We start from the raw sequence: 23,957 nt of genomic DNA, 5'->3' as shown, positions 1-23,957 counted from the left end.
ATGGCGCTCGATTTCACCAACCGCATGGTCAATGCCTGGCGCCGCGAAAACGGCCGCGTGGGCGTCCGCAACCACGTCGTCATCCTGCCCGTCGACGATATCTCGAACGCCGCCTGCGAGGCGGTGGCCAACAACGTCAAGGGCACGCTGGCCATCCCGCACGCCTATGGCCGCCTGCAATTCGGCGAAGATCTGGAGCTGCATTTTCGCACCATGATCGGGACCGGCGCGAACCCCAACTGCGCCGCCGTGGTCGTCATCGGCATCGAGCCGGGCTGGACCAAGAAGATCGCCGACGGCATCCGCGAGACCGGCAAGCCGGTCGCCGAGTTCTCGATCGAGCAGAACGGCGATTTCGAGACGATCCGCGCCGCCAGCTGGAAGGCCAAGGAATTCGTCCACTGGGCGACCGAGCTCCAGAAAGAGCCCTGCCCGATCACCGATCTCTGGGTCTCGACCAAATGCGGCGAGTCCGACACGACCACCGGCCTCAGCTCCTGCCCGACCGTGGGCAACATGTATGACAAGCTGATCCCGCACGGCCTCTACGGCTGCTTCGGGGAGACCTCCGAGATCACCGGCGCCGAGCATATCTGCGAAAAGCGCGCCGCGACACCCGAGGCCGCCAAGAAGTTCAAGGAGATCTGGCAAGCCTATACCGACGACGTGATCTTCGCCCACCAGACCGACGATCTGTCGGACAGCCAGCCCACCAAGGGCAATATCGAGGGCGGCCTGACCACCATCGAGGAAAAGGCGCTGGGCAACCTCGAGAAGATCGGCCGCGAGTGCAAGTATATCGACGCGATGGGCCCGGCCGAAGAGCCGAAGAAGGGCCCGGGCCTCTACTTCATGGACACCTCCTCGGCCGCGGCCGAATGCGTGACCCTGATGGCCGCGGCGGGCTACGTGATCCACACCTTCCCGACGGGTCAGGGCAACGTGGTCGGCAACCCGATCGTCCCGGTCATCAAGATCTCGGGCAACCCGCGCACGCTGCGGACCATGTCCGAGCATATCGACGTGGACGTCACCGGCGTGCTGACGCGCGAGCAGACCATCGACGAGGCGGGCGACGCGCTGATCGACATGATCGAGCGCACCGCGAACGGCCGCTACACCGCCGCCGAAGCGCTGGGTCACCGCGAATTCTCGATGACCAAGCTCTACCGCTCGGCCTGAGTTCGGCACATGACTGCGGGCGTCCCGGCCTTTCCGCCGGGGCGCCCGTTCCACGTCCGCAGGAGAGTTCCATGCCGCAGACCGTCCCCGTCGCCGATCTCGAGGACCTGGCCGCGCGCGCCTTCCAGCGTGCCGGCGCCGATGCCGCCATCGCCGCCCGCGTCGCGCAAGCGCTGGTCGCGGCCGAGCGCGACGGCCAGGCCGGCCACGGGCTGAGCCGGATGCCCAGCTATGCGGGCCAGGTCGAGAGCGGCAAGGTCGACGGGCGCGCGCTGCCTCAGGTCGCGTTCCCCGCGCCCGGGCTGATGCGGGTCGACGCGCGCCACGGCTTCGCCTTCCCCGCCATCGACGCGGCCATCGACGCGCTGATCCCCGCGGCCCGCGCGCAGGGCATCGCCTGCGCCACGCTGCACCGCTCGCACCACGCGGGCCAGCTCGGTCCGCATGTCGAGCGGCTGGCCGATGCGGGGCTGGTCGCGATCATGATGGCAAACACGCCGGCCGCCATGGCGCCCTGGGGCGGCAAGACCGGCCTTCTGGGCACCAACCCCATCGCCTTCGCCGCCCCGCGCGCAGGCGCGATCCCGCTGGTCATCGACCTGTCGCTCTCGGCCGTGGCGCGCGGCAAGATCATGGCCGCCAAGCGCAACGGCACGCCGATCCCCGAAGGCATCGCGCTCGACGCCGCGGGCGCGCCCACCACCGACCCCGAGGCCGCGCTGGCCGGCACGATGGTGCCCGCGGGCGGGGCGAAGGGCGCGGCGCTCGCGCTGATGGTCGAGGTGATGGCCGCCGCGCTGACCGGCGCGAATCTCGCGGGCGAAGCCTCCAGCCTCTTCGACGCCGCGGGCGATCCGCCGGGGCTCGGCCAGGTGATCATCGCCATCGACCCCGGCGCGGCCTCGGGCGGGGCCTATGCCGCGACGCTGGAGCGGCTGGCGGCCGCCATCGAGGCCGATGACGGCGCGCGCCTGCCCGGCGCCAACCGGATGGCGAAGCGCGCCCGCACCGAGATCGAGGTGGGCGACGCGGCGCTGGCGGATCTCCGGGCGCTGGCGGGCGACTGACGCGTCGGGGCCCCGCCCCCGCCCCGCCGCCAAAAACCGACACCGCCCTGTCGCAACCCCCCTATCCCGCGCCGCGCCGCCTGCCCTAGCCTGAGTCCCGAAGCGACGGAGGGACGGACATGCAGGACAGCGCGCGCGTGGTCATCATCGGGGGCGGCGTGGTCGGCTGCTCGGTTCTCTACCACCTGGCCCGCGCAGGATGGACCGACGCGCTGCTCCTGGAACGCTCCGAGCTGACATCCGGCTCCACCTGGCACGCGGCAGGCGGCTTCCACACGATCAACGGCGATCCGAACGTGGCCAAGCTGCAGAAATACACGATCGAGCTCTACAAGGAGATCGAGGCGCTCTCCGAACAGGCCACCGGCGTCCACCAGACCGGCGGCGTGCTGCTGGCCTCGACGCCGGACCGCTTCGACTGGCTGAAATCCACCGCCGCGAAGGGCCGCTACCAGGGCATCGAGATCGACATCATCACCCCCGAGGAGGCGCATGAGGCCTTCCCGCTGCTCGACCCGTCGAAGTTCATCGGCGCCGCGCGCACGCAGGTGGACGGCCATCTCGACCCGTCGGGCACGACATATGCCTATGCCAAATCCGCCCGCAAGCTGGGCGCGAAGATCGAGACGCACACCAAGGTCGAGGCCATCACGAAGACCCATGACGGCTGGCTGGTCCACACGAACAAGGGCGACGTGCGCGCCGAGCACGTGGTGAATGCCGGCGGCCTCTGGGCGCGCGAGGTGGGCCGGATGGTCGGGCTGGAGCTGCCCGTGCTGGCCATGGAGCACATGTATCTGCTGACCGAGGACATGCCCGAGGTGGCCGAGATCAACGCCCGGACCGGCAAGGAGGTCATCCACGCCGTCGATTTCGACGGCGAGCTTTACCTGCGCCAGGAGCGCGGGGGCATGCTGATGGGCACCTACGAGAAGGCCTGCGTCCCCTGGTCCGAGCGCGAAACGCCCTGGGATTTCGGCCACGAGCTGCTGCAGCCCGATATCGACCGGATCGCGCCCAGCCTCGAAGTCGGGTTCGAGCATTTCCCCGCCTTCCAGAACGCGGGCATCAAGCAGATCATCAACGGCCCCTTCACCTTCGCCCCCGATGGCAACCCGCTGGTCGGGCCGATCCGCGGGCTGCCCGGCATGTGGTCGGCCTGCGGCGTGATGGCGGGGTTCAGCCAGGGCGGCGGCGTGGGCCTCGCGCTAGCCAACTGGATCACCGAGGGCGACCCGGGCTTCGACGTCTGGGCGATGGATGTGGCGCGCTACGGCGACTGGGCGACGCTGAGCTACACCAACCCCAAGGTGCAGGAGAACTACGCCCGCCGCTTCTCGATCCGCTTCCCGAACGAGGAGCTGCCCGCCGCGCGGCCCCACAAGACGACGCCGATCTACGACCGGCTTCTCGGGCTCGGCGCGCAGATGGGCGACAGCTGGGGGCTGGAGGCGCCGCTGTGGTTCTCGCCCGACGACACGCGGGACGTGTTCTCCTGGCGGCGCTCGACCGATTTCGACCATGTCGCCGCCGAGGTCCGCGCCTGCCGTGAGGGCGTGGGGCTCATGGAGATCTCGGGCTTCTCGAAATTCCGCGTGACGGGCCCCGATGCCCGCACCTGGCTCGACCGCATCTTCGCCTGCCGCATCCCCGCGCCGGGGCGCATGGCGCTGGCGCCAATGCTGAAGCATGACGGCAAGCTGCAGGGCGACCTGACGATCTCCTGCCTGGCGGAAGGCGATTTCTTCCTCGCCGGCTCGGGCATGGCGGAGGTCTTCTACATGCGCTGGTTCGAGACCCATCGCGGCACCGAGGACGTCACGGTCGAGAATATCGGCCTGAAGATGTGCGGCCTCTCTGTCGCCGGACCGAAATCGCGCGAGCTGATGGCCACGGTCACGGGGCGCGAGTTCGGCAATGACGCGATGCGCTTCATGCGCGTCGCGCGGATGGATGTGGGCCTCGCCCCCTGCATCGTCGGCCGCGTCAGTTTCACCGGCGATCTGGGCTACGAGATCTGGATGGCGCCCGAATATCAGCGCGCGGTCTTCGAGCTGCTGATGCAGGCGGGTGCGCCGCTGGGTCTCAAGCCCTTCGGCCTGCGCGCGCTCAACGCGATGCGGCTGGAGAAGAACTACGGCGGCTGGGGCCGGGAATACCGGCCCATCTACGGTCCGCTGGAAGCCGGTCTCGACCGCTTTGTCGCCTATTCGAAGGATGCGGAGTTCATCGGCAAGGCCGCCGCGCTGGCCGAGCGCGACGCGGGCGGCAGCCTGCGGCTGCGCAGCTTCGCGGTCGAGGCGGTCGATGCCGACGTGATCGGGGACGAGCCGATCTTCCTCGGCGACGCTTGCGTGGGCTGGGTCACCTCGGGCGGCTTCGCGCACCATGCCGGCCGGTCGATGGCGCTGGGCTACGTGCCGCGCGACGAGGCCGACAGCGAAGGCCCCTGGACCATCGAGGTGCTGGGCCACCGCCTGCCGGCGCGCATCCAACACGCGCCGCTCTTCGACGCGAACGGAGCGCGGCAGCGCGGCTGAACGGGAAGGCGCGAGGGGCCCGCCCCTCGCGCGCCCCGAGCCATGTCTGACCAGGGGAAGACCGCATGGCGACGGCCCTGAAAGACCTGTAGACGCCCGATCATGCGACCCGCTCCCGCCATCCTGATCCTCGCCGCCGGCGCCGCCACGCGGATGCGCGGCGCCGACAAGCTGCTCGAGGAGGTCGACGGCACGCCCCTGATTCTGCGCGCCGCCCGCGCCGCTTGCGCGGTCTCGCCCGAGGTGCTGATCGCCCTCCCCGCGGAAGACCGGTCGCGGCGCGCCTGGCTGGGCGACAGCCCCGCGCGGCTGATCGATGTCGACGACCGCGCCATGTCCGCCTCGATCCGCGCGGGCGTAGCCGCCTGTCGGTCGGACGCGCTGCTGATCCACCTGGCCGACATGCCCGAAATCGGCGCCGCCGAGTTGCAGGCCGTGTCCGACGCCTGGCGGGCGGGCACAGCGCCGATCCTGCGCGCCACCGCGGCGGACGGCACGCCCGGCCAGCCCGTCGTCTTCGACCGCGCGCTCTATCCCGAGCTCAGGGCGCTGGAGGGCGACGCCGGGGCCAAGCCGCTTCTGCCGCGGCACCCGGTGGAGCGCGTGGCCCTGCCCGGCCGCGCGGCGCTGACCGATCTCGACACACCCGAAGACTGGGCGGCCTGGCGCGCGCGGCGCTGATTCAAACCTGCCCGCTTTTCGGGCATCTCCCGCCCCGACGCGCGCATCCAGCAGGCAGATCACGGATTGCCGCGAAAACCGGCAATCGGGTCAAACCTGCCGCTTTCCCCGGCACCCCGCCCCCGGCAGACCGCGCCGGAAACCGAGGGAGAGAGACGACATGGTCGGAGCCGACACCGCCTGGATCATCGTGGCCACCGCGCTGGTCCTGTTCATGACACTGCCGGGCCTGGCGCTGTTCTACGGGGGGCTCGTGCGGTCCCGGAACGTGCTGAGCGTCTTCATGCATTGCTACGCCATCGCCTGCCTGATGAGCGTGCTCTGGCTGGCGGCGGGCTACTCCATCGCGTTCGGCGACGGTGGCGCGCTCTGGGGCGGGCTGGGCAAGGCCTTCCTGATCGGCATCGACGGCGACACGCTGGCCGGCACGATCCCGGAGGTCCTGTTCTTCGCGTTCCAGATGACCTTCGCGATCATCACCCCCGCACTGATCGTCGGCGCCTATGTCGAGCGCGTCGGCTTCGGCTTCGTGCTGGCCTTCTCGGGCGCGTGGATGCTTCTGTGCTACGCGCCCGTGGCGCATTGGATCTGGGGCGGCGGGATGCTGTCGGATGGCGGCATCTTCGGCGAGATCGGGGTGCGCGACTTCGCGGGCGGCCTCGTCGTGCACGAGACGGCGGGCCTCGCCGCGATCCTGGTCTCGGTCTTTCTCGGGCCGCGCGGGGACCGCAGCAAGCCGCCGCACAACCCGGGCTACGTGATGATCGGCGCCTCGATGCTCTGGGTCGGCTGGTTCGGCTTCAACGGCGGCTCGCAGCTGGCCGCCGATGGCGGCGCGGCGATGGCGCTGACCGTGACCCATATCTCGGCGGCCACGGCCTCGCTGACCTGGGCGGCCTGGGAGAAGATGAAATACGGCCGCGCCTCACTGGTGGGGATCGTGACGGGCACCATCGCGGGCCTCGCCTCGATCACCCCGGCCTCGGGCTTCGTCGGCCCGATCGAGGCGCTGATCATCGGCGGTGTCGCGGGCGTGCTCTGCCAGGAGGCGGTCAACGTGATCCGCAACGTGCTCAAGATCGATGACACGCTGGACGTCTTCGCGGTGCATGGCGTGGGCGGCATCTTCGGCACGATCATGATCGCCGTCTTCGGCGCCGGCACCTGGACCGCGCAGCTGGGCGGCGTGGCGGTGGTGGGCGTCTTCACCGTGGCGATGACGCTCGCCATCGTCCTGGTGGTAAGGATGATCTTCCCGATCCGCGTCTCGCCGGATGTCGAGCAGGAGGGCCTCGACCTCGCGGTGCATGGCGAGCAGGCCTATCACCCGGGCAATTGACCCGCGCCGGGGCGGCGGATCATCGCCGCCCCGCCTCACTGTTCCGTGATCCCGAAGATGGCGACGCTTGACCGGTGCGGCGCGGCCGCCGCAGGCTCGCCCCGCAACGACCAGCCCGACCAGGAGATTTCACGATGAAGCGCCTGACCCTTATCGCCGCGACGGCGGCGGCCTCGGCCATCGCCGCCAGCGGCCTTGCCGAAAGCCACGAGAAGATGCCCGCCGAGATCGCGGCCCGCCACGGGCAGATGCAGCTGATGTCCCTGCATCTGGGCGTGGTCGGCAACATGGCACGCGGCAATATCGATTACGATGCCGCGCAGGCGCAGATGGCCGCCGACAACCTCGTCGCGGTCTCGCAGATCTCGCAGGACCTGCTCTGGCCCGAGGGCACGGCGAATTCCGACAGCCAGTTCTCGCGCGCGCTGCCCGCCATCTGGGAGAGCCGTGCCGATTTCGACGCCAAATGGGACGCGTTCGGCACGGCGACGCTCGAATTGCAGGCCGTGGCCGGCGACGGGCTCGATCCGATGAAGGGCGGGCTGGGCGCGGTGGGCCGGACTTGCGGTGGCTGCCACGATGACTACCGCGTGGCGGACGACTGAGCCCGATGCGCCGCCCCCTGGCCGCGCTCGCGGCGATCGGGCTGGCCGTCATCGGGGCGGGCCTCTGGATCACACGGCCCGACGGGTTGCCCGATGACGCCATGGCCGCGTTCGACGGCGACGCGGCGGCGGGCGAGCGCATCTTCTGGGCCGCCGGATGCGCCTCCTGCCACGCGGCTAAGGATGCCGAGGGCGAGGACCGCCTGATCCTGGTCGGCGGCCAAGCCTTCCCGTCCGAATTCGGCACCTTCCGCGCGCCCAACGTCTCGATGCATCCCGAGCACGGGATCGGCCTCTGGTCGGCGGAGGAGTTCGCCAATGCCGTGCAGCGCGGCATCTCGCCGGGTGGCGCGCATTACTACCCGGCCTTCCCCTACACCGCCTATGCGCTGGCCGGCCCGCAGGACGTGGCCGATCTCTGGGCCTTCTGGCAGACCCTGCCGGCGGCCGAGACGCCCAGCCTGCCGCATGATCTGGGCTTTCCCTTCAGCATCCGGCGCGCGGTCGGGGTCTGGAAGGCGCTCTATACGCCGCAGGACTGGGCAGTCGCCGTCGAGGGGGCGGACGCGAAGCGCGGGCGGTACCTCTCCGAGGCGCTGGGCCATTGCGCGGAGTGCCACACGCCGCGCGACGCGCTGGGCGGGCTGGACCGGACGCGATGGCTGGCGGGGGCGCCGAACCCCTCGGGCAAGGGGCGCATCCCCAACATCACGCCCGCCGCGCTCGACTGGTCCGAAGCCGAGATCGCGCAATACCTGGCCGACGGCTTCACGCCGGAATTCGATTCCGCGGGCGGTCACATGGTCAGCGTGATCAAGAACCTCGTCCGGCTGCCCGAGGGCGATCGCCGCGCCATCGCGGCCTATCTCAAGCAGGTGCCGCCGGTGGAGTGACCGCTCAGCCGGGGGCGAGCGTCACCTCGACCTCGCGCGCGCCGCCCGGCCCCTCCAGCGTGAGGCGCACGACCTCGCCGACATCGCGCCCGTCCAGGGCCGCGGTCAGGTCGCGCGTGCCCGCGATGGGCGTGCCGTCCAGCGCGACGATCCGGTCGCCGGGCAGGATCGCGCCGGCCCGGCCCGCCCGGGCCGGTTGCAGCCCCGCGCCGGAGGCCGGGCCATTCGGATCGACGGCCACCACCATCGCGCCCGACAGCCCCTGCCGCCGCGCCATCGCGTCGAGGCGGGCATCCGTCGTCACGCCGATCGAAGGCGGCGCGTAGCGGCCGCGCGCGATGAGCTGCGGCACGACCCGGTTGACCGTGTCCACCGGCACCGCGAAGCCGATCCCCGCGCTGGCGCCCGAGGGCGAGAAGATCGCCGTGTTCACGCCGACCAGCCGCCCCGCGCTGTCGAGCAGCGGGCCACCGGAATTGCCGGGATTGATCGCCGCGTCCGTCTGCACCAGCCCGCGGATCACCGCGCCCTCCTCGCCCGGCAGTTCTCGTTCCAGCGCCGAGACGACGCCCGTGGTCAGGGTGAAATCCAGCCCGAAGGGGTTTCCGATGGCGAAGACGCGCTGGCCCACGCGCAGATCCTCGCTGCGCCCGATGGGCAGCGGCCGGGGGCGCTGGGCGAAGACGTCGACGCGCAGCACGGCTAGGTCGTGGTCGCGCGACACGCCCACCAGCCGGGCGTCGAAGCTGCGACCGTCGGCCAGGCGGACCGTCGCGCGCCGGGCGCCGCGGATGACATGGGCGTTGGTGACGACATGGCCGGCCGCGTCCCAGACGAAACCCGACCCGGTGCCGCGCGGCACCTCCATCCCGCCCCCGAAGAGCCCACGTCCGACGCCCGAGGTCGCGATGAAGACGACGCTGTCCTGCGCCGCCTCGAAGAGCGCGATGGTCGCCGCCTCGTCCGCGCCCAGCGTGCCGCGCTCGGCGACGGGGCGGGGGGAGGAGGTATCGAGAAGGACGGCCTCGATCGCGGGCGCCAGGCGCCAGGCCAGCACGCCCCCGAAACTGGCCGCCAGCAGGGCCAGCGCCAAGCCCGCCCGGCGCATGGGCTCAGGCCTTGCCGAGCTTCTTTAGCCGCGCCTCGCGCAGCCGCGCGAAATCGTCCCCCGCATGGTAGCTGGACCGCGTCAAAGGCGTGGCCGAGACCATCAGGAAACCCTTGCCGTAAGCCGCCTTCTCGTAGGCGGCGAATTCCTCGGGCGTCACGAAGCGGTCGACAGCATGGTGCTTGGGCGTGGGCTGCAGATACTGGCCGATGGTCAGGAAATCGATATCGGCGGCGCGCATGTCCTCCATGACCTGCACGACCTGCTGGCGCGTCTCGCCCAGGCCGACCATGATCCCCGACTTGGTGAACATGGTCGGATCCAGCTCCTTCACGCGCTGCAGAAGCCGCAGCGAGTGGAAGTAGCGCGCGCCCGGCCGGACCTCGGGATAGAGGCCGGGCACGGTTTCGAGATTGTGGTTGAAGACATCCGGTTTCGCCGCAACGACCACTTCCAGCGCCTCGGGGGCGCAGCGGATGAAATCGGGGGTCAGGATCTCGATCGTGGTGTCGGGCGCGCGGCGGCGGACGGCGCGGATGGTCTGGGCGAAATGCTCGGCCCCGCCATCCTCGACATCGTCGCGGTCCACCGAGGTGATGACCACGTGGTTCAGCCCGAGCTTCTGCACCGCATCGGCCACGCGCCCGGGCTCGAACACGTCGAGCGCCTCGGGCGGCTTGCCGGTGGCGATGTTGCAGAATGTGCAGGCGCGGGTGCAGACCTCGCCCATGATCATCATCGTGGCGTGGCCCTGGCTCCAGCACTCGCCGACATTGGGACAGCCCGCCTCTTCGCAGACCGTGACGAGCTTATTCTCGCGCATGATACGGGCGGTCTGCTTGTAGCCTTCGCCCACGGGCGCCTTCACGCGGATCCAGGCGGGCTTCTTCGGCTGCGGATTGTCGGGCCGACGCGCCTTTTCGGGATGGCGCTCGGACGGGATCTTCAGATCGCGGGGCATGCGGGGCTCTCCGGTCGTGTCGCAAGCGACATAGGACATGCGCCGCGCGCGCGCCAGACCGTGCGCCGCCGATGCGCGGACGCGCCGCGGCGATTGACCGTCCGCAGCGCCACCCTAGGTCCGCAGAGGCGGGTTTGCATCGGACGCATCACAGAGCCAAGGAGGTCGGGTCGTGTCACCAGAAGATCTCAGTATCGACGACCTGCTTTCGACCACCCTGGAAGCCTCCGTCATCCTCGATCTCGACGGCGTCGTCGTCGCGGCCAGCGAGGCGTATCTGCGCCTGACCGCGAAGACCCGCGACGAGCTCGTCGGCCACCGTCTGCTCGATGCCTTCGACCGCGGGCCCGAGGCGCCGCAGCCGGTCGACTCGCCCCTCGCACAGTCGCTCCGGCGCGTGGCCGACCGTGGCATGGCCGAGTCGATGGCGACCTTTCGCTGGCCGATCCTGCGCCGGACCGAGACGGGCGATGTCTGGAAGAGCGCGTGGTGGGACGCGGTCAACACGCCGATCGTCCGAAATGGCGAGATGATCGGTATCCTGCACGTCGTCCGCGACGTGACGGCGAGCGTCCTGCAGGACCAGGGGGCCCGCACGCGCGAACGGATGATCGCGCGCATGACGGGCCTCGCCTCCTCGCAATTCGATCCGAAATCCGACCGGGTCGACGCCTCGCCCGCGCTTCTGAACCTCTTCGGATTCCCGGAATCCACCGGTTTGATGACCTCGGCGGAGTTCTTCGACCGTGTCCATCCCGACGACATGGCCAATGCCGCGGCGGCAATGGAGAATATGCTGGCGGATCCCGAGGCGCCGTTCTTCGAGGTCGAGTACCGGGTGCAGCTTCCCGGCGGCGAGACCCGATGGGTCGCGACGTCAGGCGAATTCATCAGCCGCGATGAGGACGACCCGATCATGATCTCGCTTTCGCGCGACGTGACGGATGCCCGGTTGCGCGAGCAGGAGCTGATCGAGACCCTGGCGGAGCGGGACCGCCTTCTGACCCAGAAGGACACTCTGTTGGGCGAGGTGAACCACCGCATCAAGAACAGCCTGCAGATCGTCAATTCGCTGCTCAAGCTCGAGGTGCGATCCGCCGAGGGGTCCGAGTTGCGCAAACGGCTCGCGACCACGCTGTCGCGGGTCCAGGCCATGGCGTCGGTCCACGATCTCATCTTCCGTGCCGACCAGATGGCGACGGTCGCCCTGGGCGAGCACCTGCCCAAGCTCTGCCGCGCGATTGACGAACTGGCCCCCGACGGCGCCAGCGTCGCCTGCAATTGCGCCCCGGTCGTCCTGACGACCGACCGGGCCATCAGCCTCGCACTTCTGGTCAACGAGTTGATCACGCCGCCGCTGACCGAGGGCCGCAGCCGCCACGTGGACGTAGAGCTCTCCGAGGTCGACGACACGCTCCGGCTCCGCGTACATTACGACGGCTCCGGATCGCGCGGCTCGAATTCGGTCAGCCGGCGCATCGTCGACAGCATCGCCCGGCAATTGGACGCATCCGTCGAATTCGAAGAACGCGATGGACGTGAATGCGTCATCGCTGATATGCAAGGCGTCATGTCTGCGGGATGATCGGTGCTGGGAGGGTTGATATGCGACAGGAAGACCCTCTGAAGGTTTTGATCGTCGAGGATGAGACCCTCATCGCGATCGACCTCGAATACGAGATCACGGATATGGGCCATGTCGTGTCGGGCACCGCGCCCGATTTCGCGACCGCCAAGCGCAGCGTCATCCGCGACCGACCCGACGTCGCGCTGATGGATATCCGGCTGAAGAACGGCGAGGACGGCATCGACGTCGCCCAATGGCTCCGCGAGGAGGCCGATGTGCCCTGCATCTTCGTCAGCGGCAATCTCGACGACAAGCTCAGCGAGCGGATCGCGCCGCTGGAGCCGGTCGCCTGCGTCGGAAAGCCGGTGCTGGGTCCGCTCCTGTCGGATGCGCTGACGCAGGCCAAGACGCTGCGCGACCGGGCGCTCGACCGCTTCGGCGGCTTCCCGATGCCCGGTGGGACCTGACGCGTCTCAGCCCGCCCGCCGCGTCCAGCCCCAGAGACAGATCAGCTCCATCACCACATGCGCCCCCGCGATGGCGGTTGCGCCCGTCGTGTCATAGGGCGGCGAGACCTCGACCACGTCGCCCCCGACAAGGTCGATCCCCGCCAGATCGCGCAGGATCGCCGCCGCCTGCCCGCTCGACAGCCCGCCCCAGACCGGCGTGCCGGTGCCCGGCGCGAAGGCCGGGTCCAGCGCGTCGATATCGAAGGTGAGATAGCAGGGCCGGTCGCCGACCACCTGCTTGATCCGCGCCGCGATCTCGCCCGGGGCGGCCTCGTGCACCGCCCGCGCGTCGATCGTCGTCACGCCCAGCGTATCCGGATTGACCGTGCGGATCCCGACCTGGACCGAGCGTTCCGGGTCGATCACGCCGGTCTTCACCGCCTTGTAGAACATCGTCCCGTGGTCGATCCGGTCCATGTCGTCGTCGGGCCAGGTGTCGGAATGCGCGTCGAACTGGATCAGCGCCAGGGGCCCGTATTTCTCGGCATGCGCCTGTAGGATCGGGAAGCTGACATAGTGATCGCCCCCCATTGCGATGCAGCCCGCGCCCTGCAGCAGGATGCCCCGCACATGGTCGCGCAGCGCGCCGGGGAAGTCGGCGACCTTGGCGTAGTCGAAGCCGACATCGCCGTAATCGGCCACCGCGAACTCGTCGAGCGGCGAGTAGTCCCAGCCATAGGGCGGGTCGAAGGGCTGCAGCGCGCTCGCCTCGCGGATGGCGCGGGGGCCGAACCGCGCGCCGGGGCGGTGCGTCACCGCCTGGTCGAAGGGCACGCCGGTGACGGCCAGATCGTACCCGGCCAGATCCTTGGTGTAGCGGCGGCGGAAGATCGAGGGGGCGCCGCCGAAGGCGTTCTCGAAGGACAGGCCCCGCGGATCCTCCCGCGTGAAGGCCCGGTCCACCTGATCGCGCGCATCCTGCAGGGCCATGGCTCGTCTCCGTCTGTCGCGGGGCGACATGAGCATGGCCGCCGCCCGAGGGAAAGCCCTCGACTCGGGGCGCGGTTCGGCTACGTGGGGGGCATGGATCAGCCCCCCCTCCGCGACGCCTTCATCCACGCAATGTCCCGCGCCGCGGCGACGGTCAGCGTGGTCACGACCGACGGGCCCGCGGGGCTGGCCGGCGTGACGGTCTCGGCCATGACCAGCGTCTCCGCCGATGGCGAGGCGCCGACGATCCTCGTCTGCGTGAACAAGGGGGCCTCGGCGGCCGAGCCGATCCTCGCGAACCGCTGCTTCGCGGTGAACGTGCTGGAACACGAGCAGCAGCCGCTGGCCGATCTCTTCGCCGGCCGCACCGAGGCGCAGGGCGCCGCACGGTTCGACGGGCTGCCGGTCACCCGGCTCGCCACCGGCGCACCGGTCCTGAAGGCGCTGGCGAGCTTCGACTGCACGCTGCAATCGGCGGATTTGGTCGGAACCCATCACGTCATCATCGGCGCCGTCCGCGCCGTGCGCGTCGAGGAGACGGGCACGCCGCTGATCTACGGCATGCGCGGCTACCTCAAGGCCGAACGGGCCTAGACCCGGCCCGTAACCGCCGCGCGCATCAGCCGCCAGCGGCTGCCCGCATCCGACAGGTCGGGCTGGTCGCCCGGCCGGTCGCGAAAGGCGCGCAGGATGGGGCCCACGTCACTCAGCACCAGGAACACGCCGCGCGCCGCTTTCGGGGGCCGGGCCTCGCGAAACCGCGCCAGCGCCGCCAATCCCGCCTCGGCCAGGTCGCGGACCCGGTCTTCGGGCGGGCCAGGCGGCAGCGGCGCGCGCCCGCGCTTCGCCAGGTCCGGCGCGGCCAGCAGCCAGGAGGCGATGCCATGCGCAAGCCCCCCATCGCGCACCGCCGCCGCATCCTCGGCCCCCGCCAGCCGCGCGGCCGACCACAGAAGCGTCCCCGCCGTGCGGTCGAGATAGCGGGTGAGATCCGCCGGATCGGCGATCCGCAGCCCCTCGATATCGTCGTGGCGCGCGACGATCATGTCGTCGAGATCCTGCGCCGCGCGCCGGTCCACCACGGCCGCGAGCGGGGTCACCACCTCGTGGCGCCGCACCTTGCCGCCCGCCGCGATCTCGTCCAGCGCCTCGCGCCACCACTGCAGCCGCATCTGCGCGATCATCGGCTCGCTGGTGACCCAGGGCGCGCGCGCGACCTCGATGTTGAAGGCGTAAAGCGGGAACAGCATCGCGCGCAGCCGCACCGGCGCGGCCATCACGGCGCGGAACCGCGCGGGGTCGCCGCGGCGGACCAGGTCGGCGCAGGCGGCGATGTCGTCACTGGATCCGGGGGCGGTTTCGGTCATGCCTCCTGACATAGCTTCCAGCGCACCGCGTCCAGCAGCGCCTCGAAGCTCGCATCGACGATATTGGCCGAGACGCCCACCGTGGACCAGCGCCGCCCCTTGCCGTCCTCGTGGTCGATGATGACGCGGGTCACCGCCTCGGTGCCGCCCTGCATGATCCGCACGCGGTAATCGGTCAGGCGCATGTCGTCGATCTGCCCCTGGTAGCGCCCCAGATCCTTGGCCAGCGCCTTCGAAAGCGCGTTGACCGGGCCGCGGTCGCTGCCGGTCTCGTCGAGGCTTTCGGAGACCGACAGCTTCTTCTCGCCATCGACCTTCACGACGACGACGGCCTCGGACAGGCTGACCATCCGGTCGTATTTGTTCTTCCGCCGCTCGACCGTGACGCGGTAGCGCTTCACCTCGAAGAAATCCGGCAGCAGCCCCAGCTCCTCGCGGGCGATCAGCTCGAAGCTGGCCTGGGCCACGTCGAAGGCATAGCCGCGATCCTCGGCCTCCTTCACGCGGGTCAGGATGCGGGAAAGCTGATCGGGCGCGCCCTCCAGCCCCGCCTCGGCCAGGCGGCGGCGCAGGTTCGACAGCCCCGCCTGGTTCGACATCGGCACGACGCGCATGTTGCCGACAGCTTCGGGGGGCACGTGTTCGTAGGTGGTCGGATCCTTCAGGATCGCGCTGGCATGCAGCCCCGCCTTATGCGCGAAGGCCGAGGCACCGACATAGGCCGCCTCGCGCCGGGGCACGCGGTTCAGGATGTCGTCCAGACGCCGCGAGACCTGCATCAGCATCGGCAGCCGGTCGCGCGCGATGCCGGTCTCGAAGCGGCTGGCGAAGGGCTCCTTCAGGAGCAGCGTGGGGATCAGCGCGGTCAGGTTGGCGTTGCCGCAGCGCTCGCCCAGCCCGTTCAGCGTGCCCTGGATCTGGCGCGCGCCGGCCTCGACCGCGGCCAGGGTGCCGGCCACGGCCTGCTCGGTGTCGTTATGGGTATGGATGCCCAGCCGGTCGCCCGGGATGCCGGCCGCGATGACGGCGCGCACCACCTCGGCGATGCGCGCGGGCATGGTGCCGCCATTGGTGTCGCAGAGCACGACCCAGCGCGCGCCCGCGTCGAGCGCGGCGCGCAGGCAAGCCACGGCGTAATCGGGATCGGCGGCGTAGCCGTCGAAGAAATGCTCCGCATCGAACAACGCCTCGCGCTGCCGCGCCACCAGATGCGCGACCGAGTCGCGGATCGCGGCGAGGTTTTCGTCGAGGCCGATGCCCAGCGCGGTCTCGACATGGAACGGATGGGTCTTGCCCACCAGGCAGACGGCGCTGGTCCCGGCGTTCAGAACGGCGGCCAGCACGTCGTCATTATCCGCCGACCGCCCGGCCCGCTTGGTCATGCCGAAGGCCGTGAGCGTCGCGCGCGTCGTCGGCGGCGCGTCGAAGAACTCGCTGTCGGTTGGGTTGGCGCCGGGCCAGCCGCCCTCGATCATGTCGACGCCCAGCGCGTCGAGCATGCCCGCGATCTCGTGCTTCTCGGCCGCAGAGAACTGCACGCCCTGCGTCTGCTGCCCGTCGCGCAGCGTGGTGTCGTAGAGGTGGAGGCGTTCGCGGGTCATACTGCAGCGACGACCGACGCCAGGCTAATCAGCTTTGGATTGAAGCGCGGATACATCGAACCACTAACACCTGCGTGCCGAATATCGCCACCAAGCTCGAATTGAACCGGCGATGGCCGCCGTTCGCCGCCAAGCTTTTGGATAAGTGAAACGTCGAAATTAATGCGTCGCTCGCAAGCAAGAGCGTATAATTTCGCCCAACCGAAAGCTTCTTCTTTATCTGACTGTGACCAAGAGGAATTTGGCCCGTCGTCTTTGAGGGCTATTCCTCCGGCCTGCAGAAATGCTCTAATCGCATCAGCGGTCACGAAGTCCTTTCTACTCCTCGCCTCATTCCGCTCAGAAATTGCTTTCTCAATATCCCGTACAACGTCTTCTTGATCCGGATCATTCAGATGTTGTTGCAGCCAGCCGCCCATCCCGTCGCCCAGCAGCCCCAGCATTTCGGCCGAGGCCCGCAGCCCCGCGCCGTCGCCCGCCTTGGCCAGCCGGTGCAGCACCGCAATCGCCCCCGGCGCGTTCAGGTCATCGCGCAGCGCGTCCAGCACCTCGGGATGCACCGCGCCGCCATCCGCGGCCATCGCCCGCCACTTCCGCAGGGTCGCCTCGGCCTCGCGCGCCTTCTCCCCGGTCCAGTCCATCGGCTTCGAATAATGCGTGCCGAGGAACACGAACCGGATCACCTCGCCCGGGATCCCGCGATCCAGCAGGTCGCGCACGGTGAAGAAATTGCCCAGGGACTTGGACATCTTCCGCCCCTCGACCTGCAGCATCTCGTTGTGCAGCCAGACCCGCGCGAAGCCCGCGTCCGGGTCGGCGCAGCAGGATTGCGCGAGCTCGTTCTCGTGATGCGGGAACATCAGGTCGGTGCCGCCGCCATGGATGTCGAAGGCGGGCCCCAGCAATTCGCGCGTCATGGCCGAGCACTCGATATGCCAGCCGGGTCGGCCGCGACCCCAGGGGCTGTCCCAGCCCGGCTGGTCGGCATCGGACGGCTTCCAGAGCACGAAATCCATCGGGTCGCGCTTGAAGGGGGCGACCTCGACCCGGGCGCCGGCGATCATGTCATCGACCGAGCGGCCCGACAGCGCGCCGTAATCCGCGAAGCTGTCGACCGCGAAGAGCACGTGGCCGTCGGCGGCATAGGCATGGCCCTTGGCGATCAGCTCCTCGATCATGGCGATCATCTGCGGGATGTATTCCGTCGCCCGCGGCTCCAAATCGGGCGCGGCGTTGCCGAGCGCGGCCATGTCGTCGTGGAACCAGCCCAGCGTCTCCTCGGTCACCTCGCGGATCGACCGCCCTGTCTCGGCCGCGCGCGCGTTGATCTTGTCGTCCACGTCGGTGACGTTGCGCGCATAGGTGACGTGATCGGCCCCGTAATCGTGGCGCAGGAGCCGCGCCAGCACGTCGAACAGGATCACGTTGCGCGCATTGCCCAGATGCGCGCGGTCATAGACTGTCGGGCCGCAGAGATAGAGCCGGACATTGTCGGGATCGATCGGCGCGAAGGGCTCGATCCGTCGGGTCGCGCTGTTGCGCAGGCGGATGGTGGGGCGGGTCATCCCGGCCTCTCCTGTCGTCTGGGGGCGGGGACGGAGCGCGGTCGCGGGCAGCCGTCGCCCGCCGATCCAATGGGCGGACGCGTCAGATGCAGATGATGCAGATGCCGCGATACATGGCCTCCCGATAGCATGCGGTCGCGGCGCCCCGCAACCGTTTGACAAGCCCGCGCGGCTTGTGTCCCGTGCCCGGGATGGCGAAGATTTCCGACAGGGTCCGCGGGCTGACCGCGGGCATGGGCGACGGCTGGGGCGTCTATCACCGGGCGCGGGCGCTGAAGGCGCAAGGCGTGGCGATCACCGACCTGACCATCGGCGAGCACGATATCCGCACCGATCCCGCGATCCTCGACGCGATGCAGGCCTCGGCGCGCGGCGGGCATACCGGCTATGCCGCGCTGGCGGGCACGGGCGATCTGCGCGACGCGATCGCCGCGCGGGTGACCGAGCGGACGGGCATGCGCACCACGCGCGAGAACGTCCTGGTGACGCCGGGCGGCCAGGCGGCCCTGTTCTCGGCGCTGATGGGGGTGATGGATCCCGGCGCCGAAGTGGCGCTGCCCGATCCCTATTACGCGACCTATCCGGGCACCGTCCGCGCCGCGGGCGGCGTGCCGGTCCCGGTGCCCACCCGCCCCGAGGACGGCTTCCAGCCCCGGGCCGAGGCGCTGTCGGCCGCGATCGGCGACCGGTCCGCCGCGCTGATGGTGAATTCGCCCAACAACCCCACCGGCGCGGTCTACGGGGCCGAGACGATGGACGGCATCGCCGAGGTCGCGCAGCGCCACGATCTCTGGCTGATCTCGGACGAGGTCTACGACACCCAGCTCTGGTCCGGCGGGCACCTGTCGGCCCGCGCCCTGCCCGGCATGGCGGATCGGACGCTGGTCGTCGGCTCGATGTCGAAATCGCATGCCATGACTGGCAGCCGGATCGGCTGGCTGGTCGGGCCGCCCGCGATGATCGCCGATCTCGTGGTGCTGGCCACCCACACGACCTACGGCGTCGCGGGCTTCGTGCAGGACGCGGCGCTGCACGCGCTGCGCCTCGGGCCGGAGTTCGAGGCGCGCATCGCCGCGCCCTTCCGCCGCCGCCGCGCCGCCTGTCTGGAGCTTCTGGGCCAGGCCGCGCGCATCCGCGCGCATCCCTCGGCCGGCGCGATGTACCTGATGCTGGATATCCGCGCGACGGGGCTCTCCGCCACCGCCTTCGCCGAGCGCCTTCTGGACGAACGCCGGATCGCGGTGATGCCGGGCGAGAGCTTCGGCCAGGCCGCCGCGGGCCATGTCCGGGTCGCGCTGACCCTGCCCGACGACGCGCTGCTCAACGCGTTCGACAGCATGCTGAGCTTTGCCGAGGAGATCATGGCATGACGACATTTCGCGAGATGCACCGGCCCGGCGACCCGCTGGTCTTGGCCAATGCCTGGGATGTGGGCTCCGCCCGGATGCTGGTCGCGCTGGGCGCGAAAGCGATCGGCACCACATCCGCCGGCTATGCCTTCACCCGCGGGCTGCCCGATGGCGGCCGCGTCGGTCGGGACGAGGCCATCGCACATGCGGCGGACCTCGCGAAACATGTGGGCGTCCCGGTCTCGGCCGATCTGGAGGATGGCTACGGCCCCGATCCGATGGATTGCGCGAAGACCGTCCAGCAGGCCGCGCTGGCGGGTCTGGCCGGATGCTCGATCGAGGATGTCGGCCCCGACGGCACGGCCTACAGCTTCGCCGCCGCCGCGGCGCGGGTCGAGACCGCCGCGCAGGCCGCCCGCCAGGCGCGGCACGATTTCGTCTTTTGCGCCCGGGCCGACGGCGTCATGCACGGCGTCTATGACGTGGACGAGGCGATCCGCCGGTTGCAGGCCTTCGAGGCGGCGGGCGCGGATCTGCTCTACTGCCCGATGCCGGGCGAGATGGCCGATCTGAAGCGGATCATCGCCGCGGTGACGAAGCCGGTCAACGCGCTCGCCGCGGGGCCCTGGACGCAGGTCAGCGGCAAGGACTTCGCCGAGGCCGGCGTCGCGCGGATCTCGCTAGGCTCCGCGCTCGCGCGCGCCACGCACCAGACCATCCGCGACGCGGCGCAGCCCCTGTTCCTGGCGGGGGATTTCAGCCGCCTCGGCGGGATCGGCTCGGGCGAAGTGGACGACTACCTCGCGAAAGGGGCCGAAGGGGCGGAGCTGCCCTAGCCCGCCGCCTCGCGCGCCAGCGCCTCGATCGCGGCCCAGTCGCCGGCCGCCATCCGGTCCTTCGGCGCGACCCAGCTGCCGCCGACGCAGATCACGTTCGGCAGGGCCAGGTAGTCGCCCTTGTTCGCGGGGCTCACGCCGCCGGTGGGACACCATTTCACCTGCGGGATCGGCGCGCCGATGGCCTTCAGCGCCGCCGCGCCGCCCGAGGCCTCGGCCGGGAAGAATTTCAGCATGTCGTATCCGCGCTCCAGCAGCGCCATCGCCTCGGTCGCGGTGGCCGCGCCCGGCAGAAGCGGCAGGCCCGCCTCGGTGCAGGCATCGAGCAGCCGGTCCGTCGCGCCGGGCGAGACCCCGAAGCGCGCGCCCGCATCTACCGCGGCGGCGACGTCGGCGGGCGTCAGGAGCGTGCCGGCCCCGACGATGCCGCCTTCCACCGTCGCCATCTCGCGGATGCAGTCCAGCGCGGCGGGCGTGCGCAGCGTCACCTCGAGCGCGGGCAACCCGCCCGCGACCAGCGCCGTGGCTAGCGGGCCCGCCTGCGCGGCGTCGTCGAGGACGAGGACCGGGATGACGGGCGCGCGCCCGGCGATCTCGCGGGCGGCGCGGGACTGTTCCTGCGGGGTCATGGTCGTGCCTCCGGCTGGCGTCGTGACGTGAGTATTTCCCGACCCGTGATGGGCCGGGCGGGCCTAGATGACCACCCCCGCGCCCTGGTCGGAGCGGCCGGCGGTGTTGCGGAAGACCTCGAACAGCTCGCGGCCCAGCCCGAAGCCGTTGGCCGACAGGTCGGGATGGACGATCTCGCGCGCCTCCACGTCCGGCTCGAGGCACTCGATCACGCCCGCCGTCGCGTCGTAGCGGATCATGTCGCCGTCGCGGATCTTGGCGATCAGCCCGCCATCCAGCGCCTCGGGCGCCACGTGGATGGCCGAGGGCACCTTGCCCGACGCGCCCGACATGCGCCCGTCGGTGATCAGGGCGATCTTGTGCCCGCGTTGCAGCACCACCGAAAGCGACGGGGTCAGGGCGTGCAGCTCGGGCATACCGTTGGCCTTGGGACCCTGGTAGCGCAGCACGACGATGCAATCGCGGTCGAGCTCGCCCGCCTTGAAGGCGGCCTTCACCGCGTCCTGGTCGTGGAAAACGCGGGCCGGGGCCTCGATCACGTGAAGCTCCTCGGCCACGGCGCTGATCTTGGTCACGCCGAGGCCCAGGTTCCCGCGCATCTGCTTCAGGCCCCCGGACTTGGCGAAGGCGTCCTGCGGCGGGCGCAGGATCTTGTCGTTCTGGCTTTCGCGGGGGCCCGGCTCCCAGCGGACGCGGCCCGCATCGAGCTTGGGCTCCGAGGCATAGGCGCCGAGGCCCTGCCCCGCGACGGTCGCCACGTCCTCGTGCAGAAGCCCGGCCTCGAGCAGGTGCCCGATCATGTAGGGCAGCCCGCCCGCGGCGTGGAAATGATTCACATCGGCGAGGCCGTTGGGATAGACGCGCGCCATCAAGGGCGTCGCCTCGGACACGGCATCGAAATCGGCGCAGGTCAGCTGCACGCCCGAGGCGCGGGCCATCGCGATCAGGTGCAGGACGAGGTTCGTCGACCCGCCCGTCGCCATAAGCCCGACAAGGCCGTTCACATAGGCCCGCTCGTCCAGGATATCGCAGACCGGGGTGAATTCGTTGCCGAGACCCGTGATCTCGGTCGCCCGCTTGGCGGCGGCGTCGGTCAGCGCGTCGCGCAGCGGCGTGCCGGGATTGACGAAGCTCGCGCCCGGCAGGTGCAGCCCCATGAACTCCATCAGCATCTGGTTGGAATTGGCCGTCCCGTAGAAGGTGCAGGTGCCCGGCCCGTGATAGGACGCCATCTCGGATTTCATCAACTCGGCCCGGCCGATCTTGCCTTCCGCGAAATCGCGACGGGTCTTGGCCTTCTCCTCGTTGGGCAGCCCCGAGGGCATGGGGCCGGCGGGCACGAAGATGCCGGGCAGGTAGCCGAAGGTGGCGGCGGCGATGACGAGGCCGGGCACGATCTTGTCGCAGATGCCCAGATAGAGCGCCGAGTCGAAGGTGTTGTGGCTGAGCGCCACGCCGGTCGCCAGCGCGATCACGTCCCGGCTGAAGAGGCTCAGCTCCATCCCCTGCTGGCCCTGCGTGACCCCGTCGCACATCGCCGGAACACCGCCCGCGACCTGCGCGGTGGCGCCCGCCTCGCGCGCGGCGGCCTTGATGCGGTCGGGGTAATCCTTGAAGGGCTGATGCGCGCTCAGCATATCGTTATAGGCTGTGACGATCCCGACATTGGGCGTGCGCTCGGCGACGAGCGCGCCCTTCTCGCCGCTCTCGAAATCGCCGGGCATGGCGGCATAGGCATGGGCCTGGTTGCCGCAATCGAGATGGCCGCGGCGCGGGCCCTTCGACGCCTGGTCGCGCATGCGTTTCAGATAGGTCTCGCGCGTCGCGCGGGAGCGGTCGCGGATACGATCGGTGATCTCGTCGATGCGGGAATCGAGCGGCATGGCGGTCCCTCCTGTCTGTCGCGGGCCCAATGCCATGTTAGCGTTAACGGTTCAAGATGCGACGGTGCCGCGCCGCCCGGGGCACCGGTCGGGCTTCGGGTCAGCTTTCCGGCGCCATCAGCTCCACTTCCCGCCCGTCGCGAATCGCGGTGTAGAAGCAGCTCCGCCGGTTCGTGTGGCAGGCCGGGCCCACCTGCTCGACCCGCATCAGCAGGCAGTCACGGTCGCAATCGACGCGCAGGTCGACGAGCGTCTGCACATGGCCCGAGGTCTCGCCCTTCACCCAGAAGGCCCCGCGCGACCGCGACCAGTAGGTGACGCGCCCGGTCTCGAGGGTTCGGGCCACGGCATCGGCATTCATCCAGGCCATCATCAGGACCTCGCCGGTGGCGTGATCCTGCGCGATCGCGGGAATCAGGCCGGCGGCATCGTAACGCAGGGTGTCGGGGTCGAAGCTCATGGGGGACGCCTTTGCATCAGGGGTGCGGGACGCTACCTAAGTGGCAGCCGACGCGAAAGGAATGGCGGATGTCCGACGCCGACCTCATCAAGCTCTACTCCGGGCGCATCCTCGCGCTGGCCGCGGACATGCCCGCGACCGAGCCGCTTGAGGCGCCGATGATCGTCGCCCGCAAGCGCTCGCCGCTTTGCGGATCGACGGTGACCGTGGCGCTGGATGTCGAGGACGGCCGGATCAGCCGCTACAGCCAGGACGTGAAGGCCTGCGCGCTGGGCCAGGCCTCGGCCGCGGTCTCGGGCCGCGCCATGATCGGCCGCACCCGCGACGAGGTCGCCGCCGCACGCGACGGGCTGCGCGCGATGCTCAAGGATGGGGGCCCGGTGCCGGGCCCGCCCTTCGAGGGGTTCGAGGTGCTGGAGCCCGCGCGCGACTACCGCAATCGCCACGCCTCGATCCTGCTGGCGCTCGACGCGACGGTCGAGGCCATGGACCAGTTGGCCGAGGCCGGCCAGCCCGCGCAGTAACGCACGATCGAGACAAAAAACCGCCGCGCTCCGTGGGGCGGAGGCGGCGGAAGTTGCGTCTGATCGCTCGGGCAGTGGCCGAAGCCCCGGGGACAGGGGCGGATCGGTCGGCGCGGCCCCCTCGGGGTGGGGACTGCGCCTCCGGCGGGTCGGGCGAGCCAGCCGGAAATCAGCGATGGACGCGGGCAGTGACGGAAATTCTCAGGCTAGCAGCGCGGGAAGGTTCAGCAATCCCAGCAGCAGGGTCACCAGCCAGACGCCGCCCAGCACGTCGGTCACGGGGTCGCGTTCGATGCGGCGGACGGTGCGGATGATCTTGCGGGCCATTGTCAGGCTCCTTCTTGGCTGCTCTCGTTGCAT

23 protein-coding genes are annotated in these 23,957 nt (G+C 70.1%); 13 read left to right on the top strand and 10 right to left on the bottom strand.

Going from position 1 to position 23,957, the window contains the following annotated elements; translation table 11 throughout:
• The 7 genes from P8627_RS16250 (at position 1) to P8627_RS16220 (ending at position 8,307) form a co-directional block, all read left to right on the top strand.
• The gene (locus tag P8627_RS16250; RefSeq protein WP_279965298.1) at positions 1–1,182 is read left to right on the top strand and encodes a UxaA family hydrolase; all 1,182 of its coding nucleotides are present in this window, start codon (positions 1–3) and stop codon (positions 1,180–1,182) included.
• Positions 1,183–1,253: 71 nt separating this feature from the next.
• Positions 1,254–2,249 carry an Ldh family oxidoreductase gene (locus P8627_RS16245; RefSeq protein WP_279965297.1) on the top strand — a complete coding sequence of 332 codons (996 nt, stop codon included), beginning with the start codon at positions 1,254–1,256 and terminating at the stop codon, positions 2,247–2,249.
• Between the two features lie 119 nt (positions 2,250–2,368).
• Positions 2,369–4,789: a GcvT family protein gene (locus P8627_RS16240; RefSeq protein ID WP_279965296.1), complete on the top strand. Its 2,421-nt coding sequence runs from the start codon at positions 2,369–2,371 to the stop codon at positions 4,787–4,789.
• Positions 4,790–4,891: 102 nt separating this feature from the next.
• Complete coding sequence (locus P8627_RS16235) at positions 4,892–5,470, top strand: nucleotidyltransferase family protein (RefSeq protein WP_279965295.1); 579 nt, start codon at positions 4,892–4,894, stop codon at positions 5,468–5,470.
• Positions 5,471–5,630: 160 nt separating this feature from the next.
• Positions 5,631–6,809 (top strand): ammonium transporter, encoded by a 1,179-nt coding sequence (locus tag P8627_RS16230; protein WP_279965294.1) that lies wholly within the window; start codon positions 5,631–5,633, stop codon positions 6,807–6,809.
• A 134-nt stretch (positions 6,810–6,943) separates the two neighbouring features.
• The gene (locus P8627_RS16225) at positions 6,944–7,414 is read left to right on the top strand and encodes a c-type cytochrome (RefSeq protein ID WP_279965293.1); all 471 of its coding nucleotides are present in this window, start codon (positions 6,944–6,946) and stop codon (positions 7,412–7,414) included.
• A gap of 5 nt (positions 7,415–7,419) precedes the next feature.
• Positions 7,420–8,307: a c-type cytochrome gene (locus P8627_RS16220; RefSeq protein ID WP_279965292.1), complete on the top strand. Its 888-nt coding sequence runs from the start codon at positions 7,420–7,422 to the stop codon at positions 8,305–8,307.
• Between the two features lie 4 nt (positions 8,308–8,311).
• Here the strand turns inward: P8627_RS16220 and P8627_RS16215 are convergent, their stop codons facing one another.
• Complete coding sequence (locus P8627_RS16215) at positions 8,312–9,415, bottom strand: S1C family serine protease (RefSeq protein WP_279965291.1); 1,104 nt, start codon at positions 9,413–9,415, stop codon at positions 8,312–8,314.
• A gap of 4 nt (positions 9,416–9,419) precedes the next feature.
• A complete protein-coding gene (gene lipA / locus P8627_RS16210; protein ID WP_279965290.1) occupies positions 9,420–10,376 on the bottom strand; it encodes a lipoyl synthase in 957 nt (318 codons plus the stop codon).
• Between the two features lie 172 nt (positions 10,377–10,548).
• Between lipA and P8627_RS16205 the strand changes: the two genes are divergently transcribed.
• Positions 10,549–11,961, top strand: coding sequence for a sensor histidine kinase (locus P8627_RS16205; RefSeq protein WP_279965289.1), 1,413 nt, complete (start codon positions 10,549–10,551; stop codon positions 11,959–11,961).
• A gap of 20 nt (positions 11,962–11,981) precedes the next feature.
• Positions 11,982–12,410: a response regulator gene (locus P8627_RS16200; RefSeq protein ID WP_279965288.1), complete on the top strand. Its 429-nt coding sequence runs from the start codon at positions 11,982–11,984 to the stop codon at positions 12,408–12,410.
• A gap of 6 nt (positions 12,411–12,416) precedes the next feature.
• On the opposite strand, the gene speB is transcribed toward P8627_RS16200, so the two are convergent.
• Entirely contained in the window at positions 12,417–13,382 is a 966-nt protein-coding gene (speB, locus tag P8627_RS16195; protein WP_279965287.1) for an agmatinase, read from the bottom strand.
• 93 nt (positions 13,383–13,475) lie between these two features.
• Here speB and P8627_RS16190 point away from each other — a divergent pair, with 93 nt between their 5' ends.
• Complete coding sequence (locus P8627_RS16190; RefSeq protein ID WP_279965286.1) at positions 13,476–13,976, top strand: flavin reductase family protein; 501 nt, start codon at positions 13,476–13,478, stop codon at positions 13,974–13,976.
• Here the strand turns inward: P8627_RS16190 and P8627_RS16185 are convergent.
• Genes P8627_RS16185 through cysS form a run of 3 tightly spaced genes read right to left on the bottom strand, consistent with a single transcriptional unit; the run spans position 13,973 to position 17,915 of the window.
• Entirely contained in the window at positions 13,973–14,749 is a 777-nt protein-coding gene (locus P8627_RS16185; RefSeq protein WP_279965285.1) for a squalene/phytoene synthase family protein, read from the bottom strand. The genes P8627_RS16190 and P8627_RS16185 overlap by 4 nt on opposite strands.
• A complete protein-coding gene (gene cimA / locus P8627_RS16180) occupies positions 14,746–16,350 on the bottom strand; it encodes a citramalate synthase (RefSeq protein ID WP_279965284.1) in 1,605 nt (534 codons plus the stop codon). Before cimA ends, P8627_RS16185 begins: the two co-directional genes overlap by 4 nt.
• Complete coding sequence (cysS, locus tag P8627_RS16175; RefSeq protein WP_279965283.1) at positions 16,347–17,915, bottom strand: cysteine--tRNA ligase; 1,569 nt, start codon at positions 17,913–17,915, stop codon at positions 16,347–16,349. The genes cimA and cysS overlap by 4 nt, the downstream gene beginning before the upstream one ends.
• Positions 17,916–18,106: 191 nt before the next feature.
• On the opposite strand from cysS, the gene P8627_RS16170 reads away from it, so the two are divergent.
• Complete coding sequence (locus tag P8627_RS16170) at positions 18,107–19,285, top strand: pyridoxal phosphate-dependent aminotransferase (protein WP_279965282.1); 1,179 nt, start codon at positions 18,107–18,109, stop codon at positions 19,283–19,285.
• Positions 19,282–20,100 carry an isocitrate lyase/PEP mutase family protein gene (locus P8627_RS16165; protein WP_279965281.1) on the top strand — a complete coding sequence of 273 codons (819 nt, stop codon included), beginning with the start codon at positions 19,282–19,284 and terminating at the stop codon, positions 20,098–20,100. The genes P8627_RS16170 and P8627_RS16165 overlap by 4 nt, the downstream gene beginning before the upstream one ends.
• Here the strand turns inward: P8627_RS16165 and eda are convergent.
• The 3 genes from eda to hisI all read right to left on the bottom strand — a co-directional run bounded on the left by eda (position 20,097) and on the right by hisI (position 23,073).
• Positions 20,097–20,729, bottom strand: a complete 633-nt coding sequence (eda, locus tag P8627_RS16160) for a bifunctional 4-hydroxy-2-oxoglutarate aldolase/2-dehydro-3-deoxy-phosphogluconate aldolase (protein WP_279965280.1) — start codon at positions 20,727–20,729, stop codon at positions 20,097–20,099. The two genes, P8627_RS16165 and eda, sit on opposite strands and share 4 nt — an antisense overlap.
• Before the next feature lie 63 nt (positions 20,730–20,792).
• Positions 20,793–22,613, bottom strand: coding sequence for a phosphogluconate dehydratase (gene edd, locus P8627_RS16155; RefSeq protein ID WP_279965279.1), 1,821 nt, complete (start codon positions 22,611–22,613; stop codon positions 20,793–20,795).
• Positions 22,614–22,713: 100 nt separating this feature from the next.
• Positions 22,714–23,073 (bottom strand): phosphoribosyl-AMP cyclohydrolase, encoded by a 360-nt coding sequence (gene hisI / locus P8627_RS16150; protein ID WP_279965278.1) that lies wholly within the window; start codon positions 23,071–23,073, stop codon positions 22,714–22,716.
• Between the two features lie 68 nt (positions 23,074–23,141).
• Between hisI and P8627_RS16145 the strand changes: the two genes are divergently transcribed.
• On the top strand, positions 23,142–23,597 hold the full coding sequence (locus tag P8627_RS16145; RefSeq protein WP_279965277.1) for an iron-sulfur cluster assembly scaffold protein: 456 nt from the start codon (positions 23,142–23,144) through the stop codon (positions 23,595–23,597).
• Between the two features lie 201 nt (positions 23,598–23,798).
• Here P8627_RS16145 and P8627_RS16140 read toward each other — a convergent pair whose 3' ends face one another.
• Positions 23,799–23,924 carry a hypothetical protein gene (locus P8627_RS16140; RefSeq protein WP_279965276.1) on the bottom strand — a complete coding sequence of 42 codons (126 nt, stop codon included), beginning with the start codon at positions 23,922–23,924 and terminating at the stop codon, positions 23,799–23,801.
• Positions 23,925–23,957 lie beyond the last annotated feature (33 nt).

This window comes from Jannaschia sp. GRR-S6-38 (assembly GCF_029853695.1).
Taxonomy (GTDB): domain Bacteria; phylum Pseudomonadota; class Alphaproteobacteria; order Rhodobacterales; family Rhodobacteraceae; genus Jannaschia; species Jannaschia ovalis.
This window is presented reverse-complemented; position numbering and strand designations above follow the sequence as displayed.

Bases quoted from the DNA above. Each gene is read 5' to 3' on its own strand.
- P8627_RS16250 (WP_279965298.1), top strand. From the start codon at position 1: ATGGCGCTCGATTTCACCAACCGCATGGTCAATGCCTGGCGCCGCGAA.
- P8627_RS16245 (WP_279965297.1), top strand. From the start codon at position 1,254: ATGCCGCAGACCGTCCCCGTCGCCGATCTCGAGGACCTGGCCGCGCGC.
- P8627_RS16240 (WP_279965296.1), top strand. From the start codon at position 2,369: ATGCAGGACAGCGCGCGCGTGGTCATCATCGGGGGCGGCGTGGTCGGC.
- P8627_RS16235 (WP_279965295.1), top strand. From the start codon at position 4,892: ATGCGACCCGCTCCCGCCATCCTGATCCTCGCCGCCGGCGCCGCCACG.
- P8627_RS16230 (WP_279965294.1), top strand. From the start codon at position 5,631: ATGGTCGGAGCCGACACCGCCTGGATCATCGTGGCCACCGCGCTGGTC.
- P8627_RS16225 (WP_279965293.1), top strand. From the start codon at position 6,944: ATGAAGCGCCTGACCCTTATCGCCGCGACGGCGGCGGCCTCGGCCATC.
- P8627_RS16220 (WP_279965292.1), top strand. From the start codon at position 7,420: ATGCGCCGCCCCCTGGCCGCGCTCGCGGCGATCGGGCTGGCCGTCATC.
- P8627_RS16215 (WP_279965291.1), bottom strand. From the start codon at position 9,415: ATGCGCCGGGCGGGCTTGGCGCTGGCCCTGCTGGCGGCCAGTTTCGGG.
- lipA (WP_279965290.1), bottom strand. From the start codon at position 10,376: ATGCCCCGCGATCTGAAGATCCCGTCCGAGCGCCATCCCGAAAAGGCG.
- P8627_RS16200 (WP_279965288.1), top strand. From the start codon at position 11,982: ATGCGACAGGAAGACCCTCTGAAGGTTTTGATCGTCGAGGATGAGACC.
- speB (WP_279965287.1), bottom strand. From the start codon at position 13,382: ATGGCCCTGCAGGATGCGCGCGATCAGGTGGACCGGGCCTTCACGCGG.
- P8627_RS16190 (WP_279965286.1), top strand. From the start codon at position 13,476: ATGGATCAGCCCCCCCTCCGCGACGCCTTCATCCACGCAATGTCCCGC.
- P8627_RS16185 (WP_279965285.1), bottom strand. From the start codon at position 14,749: ATGACCGAAACCGCCCCCGGATCCAGTGACGACATCGCCGCCTGCGCC.
- cimA (WP_279965284.1), bottom strand. From the start codon at position 16,350: ATGACCCGCGAACGCCTCCACCTCTACGACACCACGCTGCGCGACGGG.
- cysS (WP_279965283.1), bottom strand. From the start codon at position 17,915: ATGACCCGCCCCACCATCCGCCTGCGCAACAGCGCGACCCGACGGATC.
- P8627_RS16170 (WP_279965282.1), top strand. From the start codon at position 18,107: ATGGCGAAGATTTCCGACAGGGTCCGCGGGCTGACCGCGGGCATGGGC.
- P8627_RS16165 (WP_279965281.1), top strand. From the start codon at position 19,282: ATGACGACATTTCGCGAGATGCACCGGCCCGGCGACCCGCTGGTCTTG.
- eda (WP_279965280.1), bottom strand. From the start codon at position 20,729: ATGACCCCGCAGGAACAGTCCCGCGCCGCCCGCGAGATCGCCGGGCGC.
- edd (WP_279965279.1), bottom strand. From the start codon at position 22,613: ATGCCGCTCGATTCCCGCATCGACGAGATCACCGATCGTATCCGCGAC.
- hisI (WP_279965278.1), bottom strand. From the start codon at position 23,073: ATGAGCTTCGACCCCGACACCCTGCGTTACGATGCCGCCGGCCTGATT.
- P8627_RS16145 (WP_279965277.1), top strand. From the start codon at position 23,142: ATGTCCGACGCCGACCTCATCAAGCTCTACTCCGGGCGCATCCTCGCG.
- P8627_RS16140 (WP_279965276.1), bottom strand. From the start codon at position 23,924: ATGGCCCGCAAGATCATCCGCACCGTCCGCCGCATCGAACGCGACCCC.